This window comes from Pelosinus fermentans DSM 17108, from assembly GCF_000271485.2.
GTDB classification, from domain to species: domain Bacteria; phylum Bacillota; class Negativicutes; order DSM-13327; family DSM-13327; genus Pelosinus; species Pelosinus fermentans.
Genome location: NZ_AKVN02000001.1, coordinates 3171707 through 3194115, shown reverse-complemented (window position 1 = coordinate 3194115; position 22409 = coordinate 3171707). Strand labels below are relative to the sequence as shown.

Genomic DNA, 22409 nt, shown 5'->3' with positions numbered 1-22409 from the left:
TCTTTTTCCTACCTGCACAACTGATACATTTTAGCAAAAAAAATTGAAGGCTAAGTATATTATATCAATATACTTAGCCTTCAGCTTTTCCCGATCAGCTATAGGGTATTTTGCTATTTACGAAAGTGATTGAACTAATAGTACTACAGACCAATTCTGCTGTCAAGGTTCATTTAAAAATGTAATGATACAATTGCATTGCCATTGACAACGTAATTTATACGTGCTAATATCATGTTAAATAAAGATAATTGTATCTATAGCGTGATTAAAGCAAGCTGATTGGCAAAAAGCTGAAGGCCTGGCAGAGTTATTTCTGTGCAGGCTTTTTTATTATTTCCATGTGAGGTTGCTAAAATGACAGTATGTAAATAGTATATAGTGACCGATCAGTAGGAAACTGAAGGCAAGAATTGATTCTAGCGTATGTAGAATCAGTTTTTGCCTTTTTGTTTTTAGTATGTCAGGTAAAAAGATGAAATGAGGTGCGAGAGATGGCCGTTTTGAGTCTTCGTGATGAAATGACACCGAAGGAACGTCTGGAAGCAGTATTGAAAGGAAGACCCTATGATCGGGTGCCTTGTGGAGTAGTGATTCATAATCAGGCGGGAAAAGTAGCAGGAATTCCTCATTGGGAATGCTATTTTTCAAGCGAAAAAACAGCGCAGACTCAAATTGCCGCTCACAACATATTGGGTGCTGAAGCAGTGGCAGCTGGACCAGGTTTACCGGGCATTGCTGAGGCTGTAGGCAGTATCGTGTATTATCCGAAAGAGGAGAATACTCCTTATATTACGGAGGTGGCGGTGAAACAGCCAGCAGATTTGGATAAACTGAAAATCCCCAATCCGTGGCTCGATGGGAGGCTGCCCATACATTTAGGGGCTTTACAAATTTTAGTTGACCGTCTGGGTGACTCTGTTCCGGTGACTAGTAATGTAGCCGGTCCCTTTACTACAGCAGCTAATATAAGAGGAACAGAGGCTTTTTTGCGGGAGCTATATCGGAATCCGGAATTTGCACATCGGTTGTTGCAGTTTTCTTTAGAGAGTACGATTGCCTATGTGAAAGAGGCTGCTAAGTTGGGAGCTAAAGTAAGTATCGCTGACCCCACTGCTTCACCGACATTAATCAGTCCAAAACAATTTCGTGAGTTTGCTTTTCCCTATTTACAAAAGCTTACAACGACGATTAAAGATTTGACTGGCAGTGCTCCATCCCTGCATATTTGTGGCAATACTACGAAGATCTGGCAGGATATGGTCGCCACTGGTGCCGGTATATTGAGCTTGGACGATACGATTGATTTGGCTGCTGCTAAGAAAGCAGTTGGTGAACAGGTTACCCTGTTTGGCAATGTCAAACCCACAGCAACCATGTACCTGGGAACTCCAAAAGACGTACGGCAGGATGCTAAAGAGTGTCTGGCAAAAGGTTATGATAATCCCAAAGGTTATATATTGTCTTTAGGGTGCGGGCTGCCGATGGGTGCTCCAGTGGAAAACATACAGGCATTATTTCAGGCAGCCCGGGAATTTGGCAGATATCCACTACGATTAAGCAATTTTAGCTAAAAAAATATAAATTGAATGTATGAGCAAAGGAGAAGGATAGTATGGCAAATAATAAAGAAGAATTACTCAAACAGTTGGCTGATGCTGTGGTAGACATGGATGAAGAAAAAGCGGTGGAGTTATCCCAAATTATCGTAGCGGAAGGTATTGATGCCTATGAAGCGATTGAAAAGGGGCTTTCTGCTGGTATGGAAGTGGCAGGGCGGCTGTTTGAAGAGGAAGAATATTTTATTCCTGAACTGTTAATGTGTTCGGATGCTATGTATGCCGGACTTAGTGTTTTGAAACCCCATCTTAAAGCGAAAGAAGGAGCTGCAGAGGAAAAAGTCAAAATTGTCATTGGAGTTATTGAAGGTGATACTCACGATATTGGTAAAAATCTGGTGAAGATTTTATTAGAAACTTCTGGCTATGAGATAATTGATCTTGGGCGGGATATTTCACCACAGAAATTTATTGATACAGCAAAAGAACAGGATGCTAAAATTATTGCTATTTCCACGCTAATGACAACAACGATGGATGGGCTGGCAGAAGTCATCCGCTTACTGCAGCAGCAAGATATTCGAGAACAGTTTAAAGTCATGATTGGCGGTGCGCCCGTTTCACAAGCCTTTGCTGATAAAATCGGTGCAGATAGTTACGCTGTGAATGCGGCAACTGCCGTACGTTTGGCTCGGCAGCTTACCGGAGGAGCGGCCTAATGGTTTTTGAGGCGATGACACCATTAGAGAGAATGGCGGCTTATAATAAGGGAGCGGTAATTGATCGATTGCCTTGCGTACCTATTGTTGGGAATACTGCGGCAAGAGTAATCGGTGTCAAGGTGTCTGAATTCCAGGGAAATGGAAAATTAATAGCGAAGGCACAAATTGCAGCCTATCGTCGATTTCGCTATGATGTGATCAGAATTTTTACGGATTTGTATGGGCAGGCTGAGGCAATGGGAGCCAAAGTTTATTATCCGGCTGATGAGACTGCTTATCTTGATGTGCCAGCCATTAGCAATATTGCAGACATTCGTAGTCTGCAACCTGCGGACCCTTATAAGGATGGTAATTTGCCTCAACATCTAGAAGCTATGAAACTTACTCTGGAAGCGGTAGGTAAGGAGGTGCCCGTTACTGGGGCAATTACTGGTCCCTTCACCAATGCAGCTTTTCTGATTGGTACGGAAAACTTAGTCCGGCTTGTAGGAAGAAATCCACAAGCTGTGCACGACTTGTGTCAGCTGTCATTAGAAACGGCACTGCGGTATGCAAAGGCGATTGTTGATATTGGTTGTACGCCTAGCCTGACAGATGCGATGTCCTCGGGAACCATCATTAGCCCAAAACAATTTCAGGAGTTTTCTTATCCTTATATTAAAAGGCTTATTCATTACATTCACTCTCGGGGGAAAACAGTCACATTGCATATTTGTGGTAAAACCGATAAATTGTGGGATCTAATGGTCGATGCTGGCGCAGACAGCATTAGCATCGACAATGTCGCCAATCTATTGGAAGCTAAGGTGAAAGTAGGTCATAGAGTACGTCTTATGGGGAACATTGCACCATCAGAAGTTATGCTGCAAGGCACGCCCCATGATGTAAGGGTGGCAGTGAATCAATGTGTACAACAAGCTTATGACAGCCCGAAGGGATATATTGTGGCTTCCGGTTGCAGTCTTCCTACAGAAACGCCGTTTGTCAACATTGACGCCATGATGGATGCGGTGCGAAAAATAGGCGACCCCAGTTAATAGTGAAAAGAGTAAGAAGAGGGCGGTTTGAATGAGCAATTTTACACCAAAGGAACGTTTATTGAAAGTATTGCATAAAGAAAAGACAGATAGACCGCCGGTCATTTGCCCTGGTGGCATGATGAATGCGGCTATTGTAGATGTTATGAACCGGGGCGGGCATGTTCTGCCTATCGCTCATAGTGATGACAAATTAATGGCTGAATTGGCTGTCGATGTTTTTACTAACACTGGTTTTGAAAATCTAGGTATTCCCTTTTGTATGACTGTTGAGCCTGAGGTACTGGGCAGCGCAGTTGATTATGGCAGCATGAAATGTGAGCCTAAAATTACGCAAGAAGTTTTTTCATCGTCATCGGCTGTAGATTTCCGCGAATTTGCTGTTATGCTCCAAACAGGACGGGTTAATACGGTGATGCAGGCGACTTATAGTGTGGCGAGGCGATTTCCTGATATTCCGGTCATTGGCAATCTGACCGGACCGGTCAGTACAGCGGCTTCTATTGTTGATCCCATGGTTTTTTTGAAGGACTTGCGCCGCAATCCGTTAGCTGCTCATAAAGTAATGGAATATGTAAGTGACTTTTTAATTGCTTATGCTGCATTAATGATTGACAATGGTGCGGATGTTATTTCCATTGCTGATCCGACAGCTACTGGAGAAATCTTAGGACCTCGCATTTTTTGTGAATACCCTCTGGTATATATCAACAAGATTGTTGAGGCGATTCATTCTCAAGGCGTACCTGTCATTGTACATATTTGCGGAAATATAAACGCGGTAAAACATACTTTACCAGAATTGAAGGCTGATGCTATTAGTACGGATGCCATGGTGAATTTGCGGAAGCTCAAAGAGGAGTTCCCCAAGTTGGTTACCATGGGGAATGTTAGCACCTATTTGCTAGAGATGGCGACTCCGGAGAAAGTAGTCCATAACACTAGGCATTTGCTGCAAGAAGGCATTGATATTATTGCTCCAGCTTGTGGTTTGAGTACCTCAACCCCTTTGGATAATATAAAAGCGATGTCTGGTACTGTGAAGGAGAAATGAAGTATGCCGGTAGTGTATTTTAAAAGCAATGATAAAGTAGTAGACGTAATAGCTGGGACAACAGTACTGGCAGCAGCGCGTTTAGCGGAGGTTATGATTGATTCACCTTGCAACGGGAATGGAACCTGCGGTAAATGCAAAGTGAAAATAACTGGTGATTTCGCCAATAAAATGGTATTAAGGGGAAATCTCGGACTTTCTAACATAGAAAAATTTCAGGGAATTGCTTTGGCTTGCTGCGCAGAAGTGCAGGATGATGTAGAAGTAGAAACCATAGATCGGCTTGACAACGAAAGTCTGCAAATCCTAAGCACGGGACAACATCTTATGGTAGAATTGGCGTGTTCAATTCAAAAAGTATATGATAACCAAGTTGGTAAGACAAAAGTAATAGCAAACGGGGTACTCCTAGGGGTGGAAGAAGGAGATACAGTTCAAACTAATTATGGAGCAGTTGTGGATATTGGAACAACTACGGTGGTACTTGCTTTATTTGATCTTCACTCTGGTCAGGAACTTGTGACAGTATCCGCTTTGAATCCTCAGAGCCGTTATGCCCAGGATGTTCTTTCCCGCATAAAGTATGCATCCACCTCAGAAGGGCTGGATACGATGTATTTTGCCTTGATCAATGAACTAAATCACCTGCTGATTGAAGCTGCGGCTAAGGCTAAGATTAATCGTCACCATGTCTATGAAATTGTGTTTAGCGGCAATACCTGCATGCTGCATCTGGCGACTCGAGTGAACCCCGCCAGCCTAGGGAAATACCCTTATTTACCGGCGTTATATGGACATGAGCAGGTTCATGCTGCTGACCATGGACTGCAAGCTTCCCCTTTGGCTGGTATTTATCTGCCGCCTATTATTTCAGCCTATGTAGGACCAGATATTACCTCCGGTATTTTGGCAGCCCAACTTACGGAGCTTACTGGCATCAGCCTTTTTATTGATATTGGCACCAATGGTGAAATGGCACTGAGTAAAGACGGTAGTCTGTCTGTTACATCTACGGCGGCTGGTCCGGCTTTTGAAGGAATGAATATTGCCTGTGGTATGCGAGCAGCGGCTGGTGCGATTGAAGCTTTTACCATTACTGATGAAGGACTGAAAATGAAAACAATTGGTGATGGGGCAGCAATTGGAATATGTGGCAGCGGTCTTATTGATGTTGTAGGTGAACTCGTTGTCCATGACATAATTGGTAAGAATGGCAAGCTTAAAGATGGTAATCTACCAGAATACTTGGCGGAGCATTTGGTCAAACGCGAGGGGAAAACCGTATTTTCATTAGGTGAAAATGTCTATCTTTCGCAAAAGGATATTCGGCAGGTTCAACTGGCCAAAGGGGCTATTCGAGCTGGTATTGAAGCCTTGTTAACGAGTCAGGGCGTGACAGGACAAGAGGTTGATCGTATATTTATTGCTGGTTCTTTTGGTTATCATCTCAATCCTGATAGTTTGATTCATATCGGACTTTTGCCTCAAAGTTTTCACAATAAAATTCAATTTTTAGGCAATACTTCAAAATCTGGTGGGCAGGCGTTTTTATTGAATCGATTTGTCAGAGGCAGGATGGCCGAAGCGGTGAAGGCGATTCATGTGATTGAGCTGGCAACAGTGGATAACTTCGATCGCTTATTTGCTAAATGTTTGGAATTTAGTTCGGTATAACTCATTGTATAGAATGAGTTTGCTTTCTAATAAAATGAGTTAGTATGGAGAGCGCAGTATGGAGCTGATCGTATGACGATAAAAATTATTGCCTGTGAAGTTATGAAAGAAGAATTAGTAAGAGCAGCATCAGGTTGTGATATTGATTTCGAGTTTATTTCCATGGGATTGCATCTGCATCCAGAAAAATTAGGTGAAGAGCTGCAACATCTTCTTGATGGTTTATCAGGGTACTCTAGAGTGATCCTAGCCTTTGGATTGTGCGGTGGAGCAGCTAGAAATTTAAAGGCTGTTGGCTTTATGTTGACAATACCCAAAGTGCATGATTGTATTCCCCTGCTTTTAGGTTCCACAGCATCTTATGAAACATTTCGTTTAGAAGAGAAAGGCACTTTGTATTTGTCAGGCGGCTGGATGAATGGTGAACGAGCCATATTATCAGAATATGATCGCATTTATCAAAAATATGGCGAAAGAAAAGCGACCGCTGTTTTTAGCAGAATGTATAGCAGCTATCGACGGGTACTATTTATCCGAACAGGCAGTGAGAGAGAAGCATTTTTTTTGCAAAGATCACATCAGATAGCAGAATTGCTGGGATTAACCCATCAGATCACAGAGGGGAAAATATCCTTTATTGAAAAGATTGTAAAAGGACCTTGGGATACGAAGGATTTTATTACTGTTCCTTCTGGGGAATCCATCGATGAGTGGGCATTTTATGAAGGGAAATTGGAAATGTGAATGAGTTCAACGATATCCATAATAAGAATATCTCCCTATGATGAAATCGCAGCTAACAACATTGTTTAAAAGCATATTAGTGATAAAAACACCTGAAACCTTGTTATACCAAGGAGTTAGGTGTTTTTATTGACCTTTTTCAGGAGCATTCAATGAAAATCAGTAGGTAAGAGGTTAAAGAACCCTTATGCTAAAAAATTCTATAGTAATAATGTTTGCAAGGATTTGCATATCTATAATATAGATTTCTTCTATTCGAAAGCCTCTAGGAAACTGTTTCTAAATATCTTTTATTGTAGGATAGTCTCTTGGAAAGCGCCATTAGCACATAACTAAATCTTGAACCTGCTGCTTAATCCACGCTTTATGCTCATTTGCTAGTTTGCGGCTATATCTGGTTTTTTCTGAGAGTACGCTTGTAAATTAAGGGGAGGGGCAATTTTATGAAAAGTTTTGACTTTGCAAGTCTTATACAACAAGACCGGGAAGCAAAGACGCATCGGCAGTTTGATGGTGTGCTTCTTGATTATCTGGCAATCATTAAGGAAAATCCTAAGGTCGTCATGCTGGCGCATCAGCGCATGTATGATTTGCTGATTGCTGCTGGCGTAGAAACAGTAAAAACGGAAGAGCATCCTCGTTTAAAACGAATTTATGGTAATGATCTATTAAAGCGCTACACATATTTTAAAAATGATTTTTATGGCATCGATAAGACACTCATGAAAATTATGCGTTATTTTCATTCTGCAGCGATGAAAGGAGAAGAATCTAGGCAAGTTCTCTATTTTGTTGGTCCTGTCGGTGCGGGTAAGTCTTCTATAATGGAAGCCTTGAAACGAATGCTGGAAATGAGCCACTCTATTTATATCATAAAAGATTGTCCAATGCGGGAAGAGCCGCTTCACTTGATTCCGAAACATCTTCGTCCCCAATTTGAAGAGCTGTTAGGTGTAAAAATTGAAGGTGATCTTTGCCCTGTCTGCCGCTATCGTTTAAAAAATGAATACCATGGTGAGTTTGAGCGCTTTCCTGTAGAAACTGCAGAGTTTTCCATCCGGTCCCGTAAAGGCATAGGTACAGTACCCCCAGTTGACCCTAATAATCAAGATACTTCTGTATTGATTGGGTCTGTTGATATTTCTAAAATGGATTTATATCCCGAAGATGATCCTAGAGTATTGTCATTAAACGGAGCTTTTAATGTAGGAAATCGGGGATTGGTTGAGTTTATTGAAGTCTTTAAGAATGATGTGGAATATTTGCATACGATGATTACCGCTACTCAGGAAAAGTCGATACCGTCGCCAGGCAAGGGCTCTATGATTTATTTTGATGGAATCATTTTAGCTCATTCGAATGAAGCGGAATGGAATAAATTTAAATCCGATCATACGAATGAAGCGATTTTAGACAGAATTGTTAAAGTTGAAGTTCCTTATTGCCTGGAGCTGGATGAAGAAGTAAAGATTTATCAGAAAATTTTAAGAAGCAGCAGTTTTGATGCTCATATTGCACCTCACACGATTGAAATGGCATCCATGTTTGCCATTTTAACTCGGTTAAGTCCGTCAGCTAAAGTAGACCCATTAACAAAATTGAAACTATATAATGGCGAGGAAATCGTGGAAAAAGGTTCTACGAAGAAAATCGATATTTTTGAGCTCAGGGATGAAGCGCAGCGAGAAGGAATGACCGGGATCTCTACTCGCTTTATTATGAAGGCTGTAGATGTTGCCTTATCGGAATCAGAAAATAATTGTATTAACCCAATTAGTATTTTAGATACGTTAACGAAAGCAGTTAAAGAATTGGCCATTGCTGAAGATGATAAGAAACGGTATTTAGTTTTTTTACAAGATACCATTAAAAAAGAGTATCATAAGATTTTAGAGAAAGAAATTACACGAGCTTTTATACATGGGTATAGTGAACAGGCAGAAAGCTTATTTAATAACTATTTGGATCATGCGGAGGCTTTTGCTAATTCAACTAAGATAAAAGACAAAAATACAGGCGAAGAACTGGAACCTGATCTTAAGTTTCTTCAGTCAATCGAAGAACAGGTTGGAATTTATAGTACTGCGGCACCTGGATTTCGTCAGGACGTGACTGCTTATATGTTTTCTGTCTTGCGTAATGGCGGCAAAATTGATTACCAGTGTTATGAGCCTTTAAAGGAGGCCATTGAAAAGAAGTTAACGGTAGCCGTTAAAGAAATTTCACGTATCATTACGAAGGCGAGAGTACGGGATAAAGAACAAGATACCAAATATAATGTTATGGGTGAGGAATTAAAGGCGAATGGTTATTGTGACCATTGTTGTAATGTCATCTTGAAATATGCGGCCAATAATCTTTGGAAGGACTAAGGGATTGGTAGGAGGGAGATGACAGTTTGTGGCTATTTTTAAGGATGGAAATACGAATAGTTCAGATCGCTCAGCGTGGGATCGCAAAAGGCATCGTCAACTGGTAGAGGAAAGCATAAAAAAGAATTTAGGTGACATTATTGCCGAGGAAAGTATTATCGGGCAAAGCAAGGATAAAAAAATAAAAATTCCCATCAGAGGAATTAAAGAATATCAATTCATTTACGGAAAGAATGCCGGCGGCACAGGTTCCGGGGAAGGGCAGGAAGCAAAGGGGCAGGTTATTGGCAAGGCGAACGGTCAGCCAGGTCAGGAGCCAGGGCAGGGGCAAGCTGGTAATAATCCCGGTGAAGATGTTTATGAGACTGAAATAACCATTGAGGAACTTACTAGTTATCTTTTCGATGATTTACAATTACCGGATATGGAAAGGAAAAAGTTTGCCCAAATCGAGTCAGAACGCAAGTTTAAGCGCTCAAGCTTTCAGCGCAAAGGGATTCCTCCCCACTTGAATAAGAAAAGAACATTGGCAGAAAAAATTAAACGTCAAAAAATGGCGCAGCGAGATAAAACGGATACGGATAGTGAGGAAGACGAATGTGCGGAACGGATACCTTTTCATGAAAATGACTTGCGCTATTGCCGCATAAAAGAAGATACCCGCAGGCATTCCAATGCGATAGTGATTTGCATTATGGACACATCTGGATCAATGGATCAAACCAAAAAATATTTAGCGCGCAGTTTTTATTTTTTGCTGTACCAATTTGTGCGCTGGAAATATGAACATGTAGAGGTAGCATTTATTGCACATACGACAACTGCTAAAGAGGTGAATGAACAAGAGTTCTTTCATCGAGGTGAGACTGGAGGAACCTATATCAGCAGTGGATATGAGAAAGCATTAGAAATTATTGAACAGCGTTACAATCCAGCCATTTGGAATATTTATATCTTTCACTGCTCAGATGGTGATAACTGGGGTGAAGATAATGAAAAGGCTGTTGCGTTAGTGAATCAGCTTTGTACGATCAGCAATTTATTTGGGTATGGAGAAATAACAACCAGCAGCATGTATGGCAGTGCCATTAGCAAGGAATATGAAAAACGAATAAACTTGGATAATTTTATTATGGTTATGATGGGCGATAAAACAGATATTTGGCCGGCATTTAAGAAAATCTTAGATACGGAATCTGGAGGTAACAGCTAATGGCAGCCTATAGCTTAGACGAATTAGAATATTGGAATGATAAAATTGAAAAGTTAGTAGGGGATGCAGGATTAGATTGTTATGAACAGCATTTTGAAATATGCAGTTATGAAGACATGTTGTGTTATGAGGCATACGTAGGTATGCCTTCCCATTATCCTCACTGGAGCTTTGGTAAAGCTTATGAAAGGCAAAAAACATTTTATAAATACAATCTTGTTGGATTACCCTATGAAATGGTAATTAATTCTGACCCTTGCATTGCTTATTTAATGCGGGATAATACCTTGCTCATTCATATTTTGACCATGGCTCACGTATACGGACATAATGATTTTTTTAAGAATAATCGTCTATTTAAGCGTGACACGCGGGCCAATCTGGAAATGGAAATGTTTAAGGCTCATGCGAATCGTGTCAGAGAATATATACAAGATCCCAGCATCGGCCCGGATAAAGTAGAGCGTATTTTGGATGCGGCACACGGACTTAAATTCCAAACGTGCCGGCATGGCGAAAGAAAGCAAATTCCTGAAGAAGAGCAAGAAACTGTACCAAATCGGCTAAAGGATGATTTATTAGCTTTTCTGGCGGAGAAAGGAAAGTTGGCTGAATGGGAACGTGATTTAATTCATATCGTACGGGAAGAGACCATGTACTTCATTCCCCAATTGGAAACTAAAATTATGAATGAAGGATGGGCCAGCTACTGGCACTATCAAATTTTAAATCAGCTTGAGTTGCCACAGGGACTTCACTTGGAATTTTTACAACGCCATCATCTGGTAATACGTCCCCATCAAGGGCAGATTAATCCCTATTTTGTAGGATTTAAGATGTTTGAATATTTGGATCAGCAGCCTGGTGGGCGAGAGAAGATTATGGCCATACGGTCTGAGGATCGGGATCAGTCTTTTATTCGCCGTTATTTAAATCAGGAGTTGTGTGAAAAGCTGCATTTGTTCTCCTATGGCATACAAGGTGACGATATCGTTGTAACAGAAGTTTCCAATGAAGAAGGCTGGAAAACCGTACGGGATAATTTGGCTAATGCTGTTGGCTTAGGGAGTATACCGATTATTAGACCTGTAGAGGTGGAAAATGGTACCTTACTATTAGAGCATGTTTGTGATCAACGAGAATTGGAATTAAACTATGCCCAGGAAACCATCAAATATGTTGTTGACCTTTGGGGCGGAAAAGTTGATCTGCGAATCAAGATCGATAATACTCCTAAAATCATTAGTTGTAGTGAAAGTAAAATAGTACATGTACATGATTGAGAAAGACAAAGATTGCTGCAACGCCCGATCTGCGTTGCAGCAATCTTTGTTTATAAGTGAAAAAATATAATCCTAGCATTTTTGCGGTTCAAAATGTTTTATTTTTGAATTTCTCTTAAACATGGTATAATATAGTTTATTATGAAATTTCTTAACAATACTAAGTTTGGATGGTGAGATTGTGAAGATTACATGTAAAGATGTAGCGAATGTTGCTTTATTGTCACGACTGGAATTTTCTGAGAGTGAGCTTGAGACATTTACTGGACAGATGGATGCTATTTTGGAATATGCAGATGTTTTAAATAAGCTAAATGTTGATAATGTACAGCCTACTGCCCATGTGTTGCCCCTAAGAAATGTAATGCGGGCAGATGAAGCAAAGCCATCTCTGTCTCGGGAATTAGCATTGTCAAATGCGCCTGAACAGGAAGATGGTTATTTTAAAGTCCCTAAGATCATGGAAGGATAAGGAGGATAAGCATGGAGTTATTTAAACATACAGCGAGTCAATTGCATGGAAAATTAGCAGCAAAAGAAATATCAGCTGTAGAATTAACAAAGGCTGTGCTAGGACGGGTTGATGCTGTCGATAAAGATGTACAAGCTTATATTACCCGAACGAGTGAGATTGCTTTGGCTCAGGCTCAGGCAGTGGATAGTAAAATTAAGCGTGGTGAGAAGGTTTCTGTGCTTGCTGGTATTCCAGGAGCGCTGAAAGATAATATATGCACCAAAGGAATAAAAACAACTTGTGCTTCAAAAATATTGGCAACTTTTGTACCTCCTTATGATGCAACCGTTGCTGAAAAATTAGCAGCAGAAGATGCTGTTATCCTTGGTAAAGCTAACATGGATGAGTTTGCCATGGGCGGTTCTACAGAAAACTCAGGATTTTTTCCTACTCATAATCCTTGGAATCTGGAAACGGTACCAGGTGGTTCCAGTGGCGGCTCTGCGGCCGCGGTGGCTGCAGGAGAAGCAATTTGGGCATTAGGGTCCGATACAGGTGGTTCGATCCGTCAGCCAGCAGCCTATTGTGGTGTAGTTGGACTAAAACCCACTTATGGTCGTGTATCCCGTTACGGACTGGTAGCATATGCTTCTTCCCTTGACCAAATTGGACCGATTACCCGTGATGTTACGGATAGTGCACATGTGATGAATATCATTTCCGGTTATGATGCCAAAGATTCGACTTCAATTAATGCTGGCGTGCCTGATTATACAAAATCATTGGTAACTAATATTAAAGGTTTGAAAATTGGTCTTCCAAAAGAGTATTTTGTTGCTGGGATGGATGCTGAAGTAGAAAGAGCCATTAATAAGGCCATTGAGCAGTTAGTAGCCTTAGGTGCTGAATATAAAGAAATATCTATGCCCCATACGGAATATGCTTTGTCAGCTTACTATATGATTGCTCCGGCAGAAGCCAGTTCTAATTTGGCCCGTTATGATGGAGTGAGCTTTGGCCATCGAGTAGAAGGCAATGATATTATTGATATGTATAAGAAGACTCGCAGTGAAGCCTTTGGCGCAGAAGTAAAGCGTCGTATCATGCTTGGTACATATGCGTTAAGTTCCGGTTATTATGATGCGTATTACTTAAAAGCGTTGAAAGTTCGCACCTTGGTGAAACAGGATTTTGACAAGGCGTTTGAGCAAGTGGATGTATTGATTACACCGACGGCACCTACTACTGCTTTTAAATTGGGTGAAAAGACGAATGATCCCCTTGCCATGTACTTGCAGGATGTATGTACGATTCCTGTAAATTTGTCAGGAGTACCGGCGATTTCCATTCCATGTGGCTTTGCAGCTGGCATGCCTATTGGTATGCAAATCATCGGTAAGCCTCTGGGAGAAGAAACAATCATTCGCGCTGCCTATACATTTGAGCAGAATAATGATTACCACAAGGGCTTTGCAACCCTGGGGGAGGTTTAATCGATGGATTATGAAATAGTAATAGGGTTAGAAATTCATACAGAGCTGAAGACCAATTCAAAAATTTTCTGTGGATGCAGCACAAAATTTGGCTCAGAACAAAACACCAATGTTTGTCCGGTATGCTTAGGGCTTCCTGGAGTATTGCCAGTCATTAATGAGAAAGTAGTGGAATTTGCTATAAAAGCAGGGGTGGCTCTCAATTGTGAAATCCTGCCGTTTAGTAAGTTCGACCGTAAGAATTATTATTATCCTGATTTGCCGAAAAATTTCCAAACCTCTCAATATGACTTACCCATTGCTGTAAATGGGCATTTAGATATTGAGGTAAATGGAGAAACCAAACGTATTAATATTACACGCATACATATGGAAGAAGATGCCGGAAAACTGGTGCATTCAGGAGCTACGATCAGCAGTTCGGACTCTGCCTTGGTAGATTATAATCGCACAGGAGTACCATTATTAGAGATTGTTTCTGAACCAGATATTCGCTCTGCAGAAGAAGCCAGGGCGTATTTGGAGAAAGTAAAAGCCATTTTGGAGTACTTAGATGTATCGGACTGCAAAATGGAAGAAGGCAGTTTGCGCTGCGATGCTAATATTTCCCTGCGGCCCCATGGACAAGCTGCTCTTGGTACAAAAGCGGAAATTAAGAATCTCAATTCTTTCCGTTCTGTACAGCGCGGTATAGAGTACGAAGTGATTCGTCAGGAAGATATACTTGACGATGGGGGAAGAGTGATCCAAGAGACACGTACTTGGGATGAAAATAAAGGGGTCACTGCTTCTATGCGCAGTAAAGAACAGGCCCACGATTATCGGTACCTGCCAGAGCCTGATTTGGTGCCAATTGTGGTTGACCCAGCCAGAGTGGCCGAAATTCGTGCCAATCTGCCAGAACTGCCTGATGCTCGCAGGCAGCGTCTAATGAATGATTACGGCTTATCAGAATATGATGCTGGCATTATTACGTCTAGTAAAGCGGTAGCTGATTATTTTGACCAAAGTGTGCAAAATAATGGAGATGCAAAAGTAGTAGCTAATTGGTTGATGGGGGAAGTATCTAAACACTTAAATAGTGAAGGCATAACGATTTTGGACTGCCCTGTTTCACCTAAGCAATTAACAGAGCTGCTTGCTCTAATTGAAAAGGGAACAATTTCTAATAAAATAGCCAAAACCGTATTTGAAGAAATGTGGACCAGCCGCAAAGATGCGGAAGTGATTGTCAAAGAAAAAGGGCTGGTGCAAATTTCCGATAGTAGTGAGATTGTTGCCATTGTAGAAAGTGTAATCGCAGCAAACCCTCAATCCGTAGCTGATTTTAAAGCAGGTAAAGACAAGGCTATAGGATTTTTAGTCGGACAAATTATGAAACAAACAAAGGGACGAGCGAATCCGGATATGGTAAATACCTTATTGCGTGAAAGATTATAATAAGATAGATTGAAAAATAGCTTTTCTGTCGAGACCAAGGCAGGAAGGCTATTTTTTGTTTAAAAATTTCCAAGCATGAAAGATGATATGGACGTGCATAATGGTATTGATATGTCTTTCTAATTTAAGAGGTAATATTATGTTAGAAAATAAAGTCCCTTGGAATCTCAAGGATGTTTTTTCGATTCATGTATTACGATTAATGGTAGGTTTATTCTTAGTAAGACTTTTATATCCCATGATTTTTGTGGCGACACCTTTTGTCATAGAAGTGACTGATCGGTTGGTGGTATTAGCGCTGGTTTATTTTGTAGTCCGAAGGCATAGTGGCAACTTCAAAGCACTAGGACTAACCTTTCATAATTTTAACAGAAATTTACTTTATGGAATCATTGTTGGTTTTATATTGCTAGGTGTAAGCATTTTTAGTGAAAGAATATATACGACAGTTCTTTTTTTAACACCTAGCCAGCATCCTTTAGTTGCCCAAGTTGAAAAAGCCATTTCATGGCGTGATCTAGCCTCCCCTTTATTCCTAGCGGGGGCATTAGCACCTTTGACAGAAGAAATACTATATCGATTGTTTACTTTTTTACCCATGAAAGAAAAATGGGGATTTTGGGGAGGAGCGATTGCTAGTTCCTTCGTTTTCGCACTTATGCATTTTAATTTGTATTGGCTTAGTGAAATGATTCTGGTTGGAGTGGGCCTATCCTATCTTTATTATAAGACCGGTTCACTCATTAGTTCGATTGCTGCCCATTCGGTGCTGAATACATCTAAAATCATTATGTTATTTTTGGGGATATCATTTGTATAAAAGGAGATGAAAGTATGCCAAGATGTCAAAACTGTGGTAATATAAAAAGTTTCGGGGCTAGTCAGATTCCTCCCTCGGGTATGTATGCGAATGGTCCTTTATCAGGTATAATCGGAGAATTTAAAACGGATCGTGAACTGATGTGGGTTCATAGTTCGGGTGCCACCAAGTCCATGATTAATGCTGCATGCCATGAACCTCAAAAATTTTTTGACATATGTGTACAATGTGGTTATCAATCTGTTTTGTGGAGTGAAGAGGGCGAGTAACCTGCTCAGAAGATGAAGGAAAAGAAAAGTTAAGAGTGTAAAAGGGGTTTTTATGGAAATAGTCGAAGTATGTCTTTAAAATGTGGAAAAAGGGAGCAGATATGATGACCAAATATCCTGAGCTGCCAGTAAATAAACTTCGTTTTACTTGTGATGAAAATTTATTTCATTTTGAAACTACAGCGAGTATATCTCCTCTTGATGTAATGATTGGACAAAAGCGTGCTGTTAAAGCGGTAGAATTTGGTTTGTTTGCAAAAAATCATGGATATAATATCTTTATCTCGGGGCTGGTAGGAACTGGAAAAATTACTTATGCGAAAGCGGCCGTTGCTAAAGTTGCCAAGGAACAGGAACGTCCAGGTGATTGGTGCTATGTGAATAATTTTAAAAATAGCAGCCAGCCTATCGCTTTATTATTGCCAGCAGGAATGGGTCATGTATTTTGCAAGGATATAGAAGGTCTAATTGAAGACATAAAAACAGAAGTTGGGAAAGTTTTTAGCAGCGATGATTACGAAAATGCTAAAAATAATACCATAAAGTCATTTCAAGAAAGGCGTACGCTGATTATTGATTCTTTTAACGAAAAAGCCAGTGAGAATGGAATATTGCCTCAATGGTCAACGACTGGCTTTGTCGGCATGCCGATGAAGGATGGGAAAACGCTGACTCCTGAGGAATTTCAAAGCCTGGAAAAAGAAGAAAGAGAAGCTACTGAGAAAAAAATATTGGCCGTTCATGAAAAAGCCATGGAAGTAGTAAGGCGCATGCAGGAATTGGAAAGAGAAATGCGGGAAGAAATCCGGAAATTAGATGGTAAGGTAGGTCTGTTTGCCGCTGGCAGTATGATTGATGAAGTGCGGCAGAAATATCAAGATCATAGTGCTGTTGTAGAATATTTAGAAGCGGTAAAAGATGATGTTGTAAAAAATATTAATGATTTTAAGAACAGCAGTGGTGATGATGATCACAGTAATCCTCTTGCCTTTTTGAAAAAGAATACCCAAGATTCTATTCGGGATAAATACAAAGTTAATTTATTGGTGGATAATCGTGAGCTAAAAGGTGCTCCAGTCATTGTAGAAGCCAATCCTACTTATTATAATTTAGTGGGCCGGGTAGAATATGAAACACGTATGGGCATGGTAAGTACGGACTTTACCATGATTAAAGCGGGAGCACTGCATAAAGCAAATGGAGGCTATCTCATTTTGAATGTACGGGATGTTTTAACTAACATCGGTGCATGGGAAGCCTTGAAGCGGATTTTGAAAACACAAAAATTATATGTAGAAAATCTGAGTGAACAATATGGGATGATGGCTATGGCGTCATTGAAACCTCAGCCTGTGCCCATTAACGTGAAGGTAATCTTAATCGGCAATCCCTATTTGTACTATTTAATGTATAATTATGATGAAGATTTTGGTAAACTGTTTAAAATTCACGCTGACTTTGATACGCAAATGGATAGTAATATGAACAATGTGCAAAAAATGGCTGAGTTTATTAGTTCTGCAATTGAGAGTAAAAAGCTAAAACATTTCGACCGCTCTGCTGTAGCCAGAGTTGTGGAATATTCCTGTAGATTAGCAGGGAGTCAGAAAAAGTTGACCACTCGCTTTAGCGAAATAGTAAAGATATTATGCGAAGCAGATATATGGGCCACCATGAATCAAAATGATATGGTAACAGGAGAACATGTCAAACAAGCGATAGAAGAAAAAAGATATCGCAGTAATAAATATGAAGAACACTTGCAGGAAATGGTTGCTGATGGTAAACTCATGATTGATACAAAAGATAAAAAAATTGGTCAAGTAAATGGCTTAGCTGTTATGGCAGTTGGAGAGCATATGTTTGGAAAGCCTTCTCGTATCACTGCTAATACTTATATGGGAAAGAGCGGTATTGTTAACATCGAACGCGAAACCAAGATGAGCGGTACAAGTCATACCAAAGGTGTGTTGATTTTAAGTGGCTATATAGGACAAAAATATGCGCAGAAGTATCCATTGGCACTTACTGCAAGTTTAACCTTTGAGCAACTTTACGGTGGCATTGATGGCGATAGCGCCTCTAGTACAGAACTATATGCGCTGCTGTCGAGTCTGGCAAGTGTTCCAATTAAACAATCAATTGCTGTTACAGGGTCGGTTAACCAAAAAGGCGAAGTCCAACCCATTGGAGGGGTTACAGAAAAAATTGAAGGTTTCTTCAGCATCTGCAAAATGAGAGGCTTGACAGGTGAGCAGGGCGTTATGATTCCTCACCAGAATGTAGATGAATTAGTACTTAATGATGAAGTCATTGAAGCGGTGAAACAAGGACAATTTCACATATATGCGGTAAAAACAATTGATGAAGGTATCGAATTATTAACGGATGTACCGGCAGGTGAATGTCGTGTGGATGGAACCTATCCACCTGGCAGTATTCATTATTTAGTAACGCAGAAACTAAAAGAATATACGGATAGCTTTATTACATTAAGTAAAGCTGCAGCTGATGCAAAACATTAATAAATTCTTTATTGATAGGGTGCCTTACTGGGCACTCTTTATTTCTGAATAAAAAGCTGGATTAAAAAACTCCTGATTGAATGGAAAGGTGATAATAAGATGGTAAAAGAAGAAAAACCAATTGTAAGAAATAATACATATACCCTGGATATTGTTAGTTTGGGACATAGTGGGGAAGGAGTCGGAAAATATGAAGGGTTTACTGTTTTCGTACCTCATGGGCTACCAGGGGAACAGGTAGAAGTTACAATTACCGAAGTGAAAAAAAGTTATGCAAAAGGCAAGTTAAAAGCAATCCTAAAACCGATAGCTGCACGCTGCCAGCCACGATGCTCCATTTATTATGATTGTGGCGGCTGTCAATTGCAGCATGTTGCTTATAATGAGCAGCTTATTTTGAAAAGGCAGACAGTGATAGATGCTGTGACTCGCATTGGGAAAATAAATGATGTGATAATTCATCCTACGATAGGTGCTGAAAATTCCTGGTATTATCGAAATAAGATGCAATTTCCTATTGGTACAGTCAATGGGAAGGTCGCAGTAGGCTGCTTTGCCCAAGGAACTCATAACATAATTAATACGGAGCATTGTTATATTCAGCATGAAGCTAATAATCAAGTTGCTCAAGCCTTGCAAGAAATTGTAACAGAGCTTGGTATTAGTACCTATGATGAGCGTACGGGTCAGGGGACTATGCGTCATGTATTAGGACGGGTAGGTACAGCTACCGATGAAGTTATGGTAGTCTTAGTAACCGCAACGTCTGAACTGCCTCACAAAGATCGAATCATTGCTCACTTGCGTCAAAGAGTGCCCAAGTTAGTTAGTGTCATACAGAATATAAACAGCAATAAAACGAATGTAATATTAGGAAATCGAACAATAACCTTATGGGGAGAAAACTACATTACGGATACATTAGGGGAATTTACTTTTCATATTTCAGCTCGATCCTTCTTTCAAGTCAATACGAAGCAAGCAGAAGTGCTGTACAATAAAGCTGTAGAATATGCAGGACTTTCTGGAGAAGAAACTGTAATTGACGCCTACTGCGGTACTGGAACCATCACATTGTTTTTAGCCCGTCATGCAAAAAAAGTATATGGAATCGAAATTGTTGCACCTGCGATTCGTGATGCTCAGCATAATGCGCAGATGAATCAAGTTTCCAATGTTGAATTTATTGTTGGCGATGCGGTAGATAGCATGCCAAAAATGTTCAAAGAAGGTATTCGTCCGCAAGTCATTGTCGTTGATCCTCCCAGAGCAGGATGTGATAAGCTGGTATTGGAAACCTTTGCAGCTATGGAGGCTAAACGTATTGTATATGTATCTTGCAATCCATCCTCTTTAGCCAGAGACTTGGCCATACTAGAAGAGCTGGGATATAAGGCACAAGAAATCCAGCCAATTGATATGTTTTCCCATACGTATCACGTGGAGTGCGTGGCAAGGCTGGTAAGAAAAGATAGCCTTTGAGATCAGGTGGCGACTGGGGTGAGCCTAGCCCCAAGTTCGATATAATCCTTGGAAAAGCTGCTATTTCAAGTTGGCACACGCCGCAAGGGGTGCGTGTATTGCAGCCTGATGGTTGTTTCCTTTTGAGATATTCAAACATTTTGCAGAAAAGAGAGTAGTTATATATGGCCCAATTGGGGTATATTAAATTCTAAAATTAAATGAAGGAGGATTTACCTATGAACAAGTTTATTTTCAATGATTATTTCCATGAGCCTCAGAAAAAAATCGCCAAGCGGATGCTTTTCAAAAGCGATAATGTAATTGCTTTTATACTGAACATTGCAAAAGGGGCAATACTACCAGGACACACACATCTAGAATCAACCCTTTTCCTGCAAGTCATGGAGGGGAATGCCAAGGTTGTCACGGATGGCAATGAAACCTCGTTGCAGGCGGGTGAGTTAATGCAGGTTGATGGGCAGGAAAGCCTGCAGGTTATAAACATCGGCGAAGATGTCTTGCGCCTTTTTGTTACAATTTCACCAATGGGCTCGGAGGCCTTTGCAACAGATGCAGATGTTTAACAGGGACAGAGGGGTTGCCAAATTTCCGTGTAGTTGCTTAATACGCAGAATACACATGATAATCCATTGACGTTTGGTAAACTATAGAATGCTGCTGCGTGCAGCGGTTCAAGGCTAGGGAGGCTTGTTCAGATGCGAAAAGTAATTTTAGATTTGGCAGTAACGCTGGACGGGTTTATTGAAGGTCTAAATGGTGAAGTAGATTGGTGTATCATGGATGAGGAAATGGAATTTGAGCAGTTCCTAAGTGAAATAGACACAATTGTATATGGGAGGAAAAGCTACGAGTTATGGGGGACTATACCCCTTCTGACAAGGCTTCTGAATGTGAAAAACAAATCTGGGCACTGGTTCATAGCAAAAATAAAGTCGTAGTTTCTACTACATACACAGCTTCAAGTGGTGAGGTACAATACATTAATCGCAATATCGAAGCGGAAATAAGGAAGCTCAAGCAGGAACCGGGTAAGGATGTATGGCTATATGGCGGAGCAAGTTTAATTTCCACGTTTATCAATCTTGGGCTGGTGGATGAGTATCGTTTATCTGTTCACCCGGTTGTGCTGGGGGCTGGCAAACCATTATTTGAGAGTTTGCGTGAGCGACTCAGCCTGGTGCTTACGGATGTGCGAAGATACAGTTCGGGCGTGGTTCAATTGGTATACCGAACAAGGTAGACTGCGAGATCAACAGAGTGTAAGGCGGCATAGACATTTGAGCACTCGCCTGCGTAGAGCACACAGTTCTGCTGAAAAGAAAATACTGCCTCATGAAGCCAGGCAAGAACTGGGTTCGCAATGAGCCGGTTAGGTGGTTGGAAAAATCATCTTGACCGGCTATTTTTTATAGGTATCCAAGACCATCAAGAAGAGAATAGTCAACCTTTTGCGGACACAAAAAGGTGAGGCAATTCATTTTTTCTATTGATGGAACGGAATTTACTAGCCTGCTCTGCAGCCCTAATATTTTGCTTCAGTATTACATAAAATAAAAATGACAACTTTGTCATATGATAAGGTTGTCATGTAAGTCGTATCGTGCTATTATATCTTCAAAGGAGATGATAGCGTGCCGAAAGACACTTTCCATAATTTAAGTGATGATAAGAAAGGGAAGATTTTTGATGCTGCCGTACAGGAATTTTCAACCCGGCGGTTCAGTGAGGCATCCATCAACCAGATCGTTAAGGCTGCCGGCATACCCAGGGGAAGCTTCTATCAGTATTTCAGCGGTAAGGAAGATATCTTTCTTTATATGTTCGAAGAGATTCTAAAAGAAAAACGGGAGGTTGTCTATCAGTCAAAATCCCTTGATCCGGACGCGGATGTTTTTGAAATCTGTATGCAAGCAACCAAAGCCTCATTAGCATGGGGCCGGTCAAAATCGGAATATAGCCAAATCGCTATACTGATGGAGATTGATAATAGCGAATTCATTACCAAGCTCCGTGCTGCTTCCTTCGAAGGTTTGATCAAAATAATCGGGCGTGATAAAGAGCGCGGCTTGATAAGGCCGGAAGTTGACGCCGACCTGGTCGCGGATATGATTTATTCTCTCATTTGGAAGCAGTTTTCCCTGTTTGGATTCGACGAGAATATGTATCTAAAAAAGATTAATGACGGTCTCGACATAATCAAAGCAGGAATTGCAAGGGTTTAAGGATTGCTAGAATATAGCTGTCAATCGGTTTGGCAACTAACAA

At 40.7% G+C, this 22409-nt stretch carries 19 protein-coding genes; all 19 read left to right on the top strand.

Going from position 1 to position 22409, the window contains the following annotated elements; genetic code table 11:
• The first annotated feature begins 494 nt into the window (after positions 1-494).
• The 19 genes from FR7_RS14735 to FR7_RS14645 all read left to right on the top strand — a co-directional run bounded on the left by FR7_RS14735 (position 495) and on the right by FR7_RS14645 (position 22366).
• A complete protein-coding gene (locus FR7_RS14735; RefSeq protein ID WP_007931774.1) occupies positions 495-1574 on the top strand; it encodes a uroporphyrinogen decarboxylase family protein in 1080 nt (359 codons plus the stop codon).
• Positions 1575-1615: 41 nt separating this feature from the next.
• The gene (locus FR7_RS14730; RefSeq protein ID WP_007931773.1) at positions 1616-2278 is read left to right on the top strand and encodes a corrinoid protein; all 663 of its coding nucleotides are present in this window, start codon (positions 1616-1618) and stop codon (positions 2276-2278) included.
• Complete coding sequence (locus FR7_RS14725; RefSeq protein WP_007931771.1) at positions 2278-3318, top strand: uroporphyrinogen decarboxylase family protein; 1041 nt, start codon at positions 2278-2280, stop codon at positions 3316-3318. Before FR7_RS14730 ends, FR7_RS14725 begins: the two co-directional genes overlap by 1 nt.
• A gap of 31 nt (positions 3319-3349) precedes the next feature.
• A complete protein-coding gene (locus FR7_RS14720) occupies positions 3350-4372 on the top strand; it encodes a methylcobamide--CoM methyltransferase (protein WP_007931769.1) in 1023 nt (340 codons plus the stop codon).
• Positions 4373-4375: 3 nt separating this feature from the next.
• Positions 4376-6046, top strand: coding sequence for an ASKHA domain-containing protein (locus FR7_RS14715; protein WP_007931767.1), 1671 nt, complete (start codon positions 4376-4378; stop codon positions 6044-6046).
• A 72-nt stretch (positions 6047-6118) separates the two neighbouring features.
• A complete protein-coding gene (locus FR7_RS14710; protein ID WP_007931764.1) occupies positions 6119-6790 on the top strand; it encodes a DUF1638 domain-containing protein in 672 nt (223 codons plus the stop codon).
• A 443-nt stretch (positions 6791-7233) separates the two neighbouring features.
• Positions 7234-9162 (top strand): PrkA family serine protein kinase, encoded by a 1929-nt coding sequence (locus FR7_RS14705; RefSeq protein ID WP_007931763.1) that lies wholly within the window; start codon positions 7234-7236, stop codon positions 9160-9162.
• A 28-nt stretch (positions 9163-9190) separates the two neighbouring features.
• Positions 9191-10375: a sporulation protein YhbH gene (gene yhbH / locus FR7_RS14700; protein WP_007931762.1), complete on the top strand. Its 1185-nt coding sequence runs from the start codon at positions 9191-9193 to the stop codon at positions 10373-10375.
• On the top strand, positions 10375-11658 hold the full coding sequence (locus tag FR7_RS14695) for a SpoVR family protein (protein WP_007931761.1): 1284 nt from the start codon (positions 10375-10377) through the stop codon (positions 11656-11658). The genes yhbH and FR7_RS14695 overlap by 1 nt, the downstream gene beginning before the upstream one ends.
• 181 nt (positions 11659-11839) lie before the next feature.
• Positions 11840-12130 carry an Asp-tRNA(Asn)/Glu-tRNA(Gln) amidotransferase subunit GatC gene (gene gatC / locus FR7_RS14690; RefSeq protein ID WP_007931760.1) on the top strand — a complete coding sequence of 97 codons (291 nt, stop codon included), beginning with the start codon at positions 11840-11842 and terminating at the stop codon, positions 12128-12130.
• A gap of 11 nt (positions 12131-12141) precedes the next feature.
• Positions 12142-13605 carry an Asp-tRNA(Asn)/Glu-tRNA(Gln) amidotransferase subunit GatA gene (gene gatA, locus FR7_RS14685; protein WP_007931759.1) on the top strand — a complete coding sequence of 488 codons (1464 nt, stop codon included), beginning with the start codon at positions 12142-12144 and terminating at the stop codon, positions 13603-13605.
• A 3-nt stretch (positions 13606-13608) separates the two neighbouring features.
• Positions 13609-15045 carry an Asp-tRNA(Asn)/Glu-tRNA(Gln) amidotransferase subunit GatB gene (gene gatB, locus FR7_RS14680; RefSeq protein ID WP_007931758.1) on the top strand — a complete coding sequence of 479 codons (1437 nt, stop codon included), beginning with the start codon at positions 13609-13611 and terminating at the stop codon, positions 15043-15045.
• 139 nt (positions 15046-15184) lie between these two features.
• Positions 15185-15865, top strand: a complete 681-nt coding sequence (locus FR7_RS14675) for a CPBP family intramembrane glutamic endopeptidase (protein ID WP_007931757.1) — start codon at positions 15185-15187, stop codon at positions 15863-15865.
• 14 nt (positions 15866-15879) lie between these two features.
• Positions 15880-16134, top strand: coding sequence for a hypothetical protein (locus FR7_RS14670; RefSeq protein ID WP_007931756.1), 255 nt, complete (start codon positions 15880-15882; stop codon positions 16132-16134).
• 101 nt (positions 16135-16235) lie between these two features.
• Positions 16236-18659: a Lon protease family protein gene (locus FR7_RS14665; RefSeq protein ID WP_007931755.1), complete on the top strand. Its 2424-nt coding sequence runs from the start codon at positions 16236-16238 to the stop codon at positions 18657-18659.
• 99 nt (positions 18660-18758) lie between these two features.
• The gene (gene rlmD, locus FR7_RS14660) at positions 18759-20141 is read left to right on the top strand and encodes a 23S rRNA (uracil(1939)-C(5))-methyltransferase RlmD (protein WP_007931754.1); all 1383 of its coding nucleotides are present in this window, start codon (positions 18759-18761) and stop codon (positions 20139-20141) included.
• A 218-nt stretch (positions 20142-20359) separates the two neighbouring features.
• On the top strand, positions 20360-20707 hold the full coding sequence (locus FR7_RS14655; protein WP_007931753.1) for a cupin domain-containing protein: 348 nt from the start codon (positions 20360-20362) through the stop codon (positions 20705-20707).
• A 290-nt stretch (positions 20708-20997) separates the two neighbouring features.
• Positions 20998-21384: a dihydrofolate reductase family protein gene (locus tag FR7_RS14650; protein WP_237769530.1), complete on the top strand. Its 387-nt coding sequence runs from the start codon at positions 20998-21000 to the stop codon at positions 21382-21384.
• A 391-nt stretch (positions 21385-21775) separates the two neighbouring features.
• Entirely contained in the window at positions 21776-22366 is a 591-nt protein-coding gene (locus tag FR7_RS14645) for a TetR/AcrR family transcriptional regulator (protein WP_007931751.1), read from the top strand.
• Positions 22367-22409 lie beyond the last annotated feature (43 nt).

Coding starts and splice junctions, on each gene's coding strand:
- FR7_RS14735 (WP_007931774.1), top strand. CDS start 495: ATGGCCGTTTTGAGTCTTCGTGATGAAATGACACCGAAGGAACGTCTG.
- FR7_RS14730 (WP_007931773.1), top strand. CDS start 1,616: ATGGCAAATAATAAAGAAGAATTACTCAAACAGTTGGCTGATGCTGTG.
- FR7_RS14725 (WP_007931771.1), top strand. CDS start 2,278: ATGGTTTTTGAGGCGATGACACCATTAGAGAGAATGGCGGCTTATAAT.
- FR7_RS14720 (WP_007931769.1), top strand. CDS start 3,350: ATGAGCAATTTTACACCAAAGGAACGTTTATTGAAAGTATTGCATAAA.
- FR7_RS14715 (WP_007931767.1), top strand. CDS start 4,376: ATGCCGGTAGTGTATTTTAAAAGCAATGATAAAGTAGTAGACGTAATA.
- FR7_RS14710 (WP_007931764.1), top strand. CDS start 6,119: ATGACGATAAAAATTATTGCCTGTGAAGTTATGAAAGAAGAATTAGTA.
- FR7_RS14705 (WP_007931763.1), top strand. CDS start 7,234: ATGAAAAGTTTTGACTTTGCAAGTCTTATACAACAAGACCGGGAAGCA.
- FR7_RS14695 (WP_007931761.1), top strand. CDS start 10,375: ATGGCAGCCTATAGCTTAGACGAATTAGAATATTGGAATGATAAAATT.
- gatA (WP_007931759.1), top strand. CDS start 12,142: ATGGAGTTATTTAAACATACAGCGAGTCAATTGCATGGAAAATTAGCA.
- gatB (WP_007931758.1), top strand. CDS start 13,609: ATGGATTATGAAATAGTAATAGGGTTAGAAATTCATACAGAGCTGAAG.
- FR7_RS14675 (WP_007931757.1), top strand. CDS start 15,185: ATGTTAGAAAATAAAGTCCCTTGGAATCTCAAGGATGTTTTTTCGATT.
- FR7_RS14670 (WP_007931756.1), top strand. CDS start 15,880: ATGCCAAGATGTCAAAACTGTGGTAATATAAAAAGTTTCGGGGCTAGT.
- FR7_RS14665 (WP_007931755.1), top strand. CDS start 16,236: ATGATGACCAAATATCCTGAGCTGCCAGTAAATAAACTTCGTTTTACT.
- rlmD (WP_007931754.1), top strand. CDS start 18,759: ATGGTAAAAGAAGAAAAACCAATTGTAAGAAATAATACATATACCCTG.
- FR7_RS14655 (WP_007931753.1), top strand. CDS start 20,360: ATGAACAAGTTTATTTTCAATGATTATTTCCATGAGCCTCAGAAAAAA.
- FR7_RS14650 (WP_237769530.1), top strand. CDS start 20,998: ATGGGGGACTATACCCCTTCTGACAAGGCTTCTGAATGTGAAAAACAA.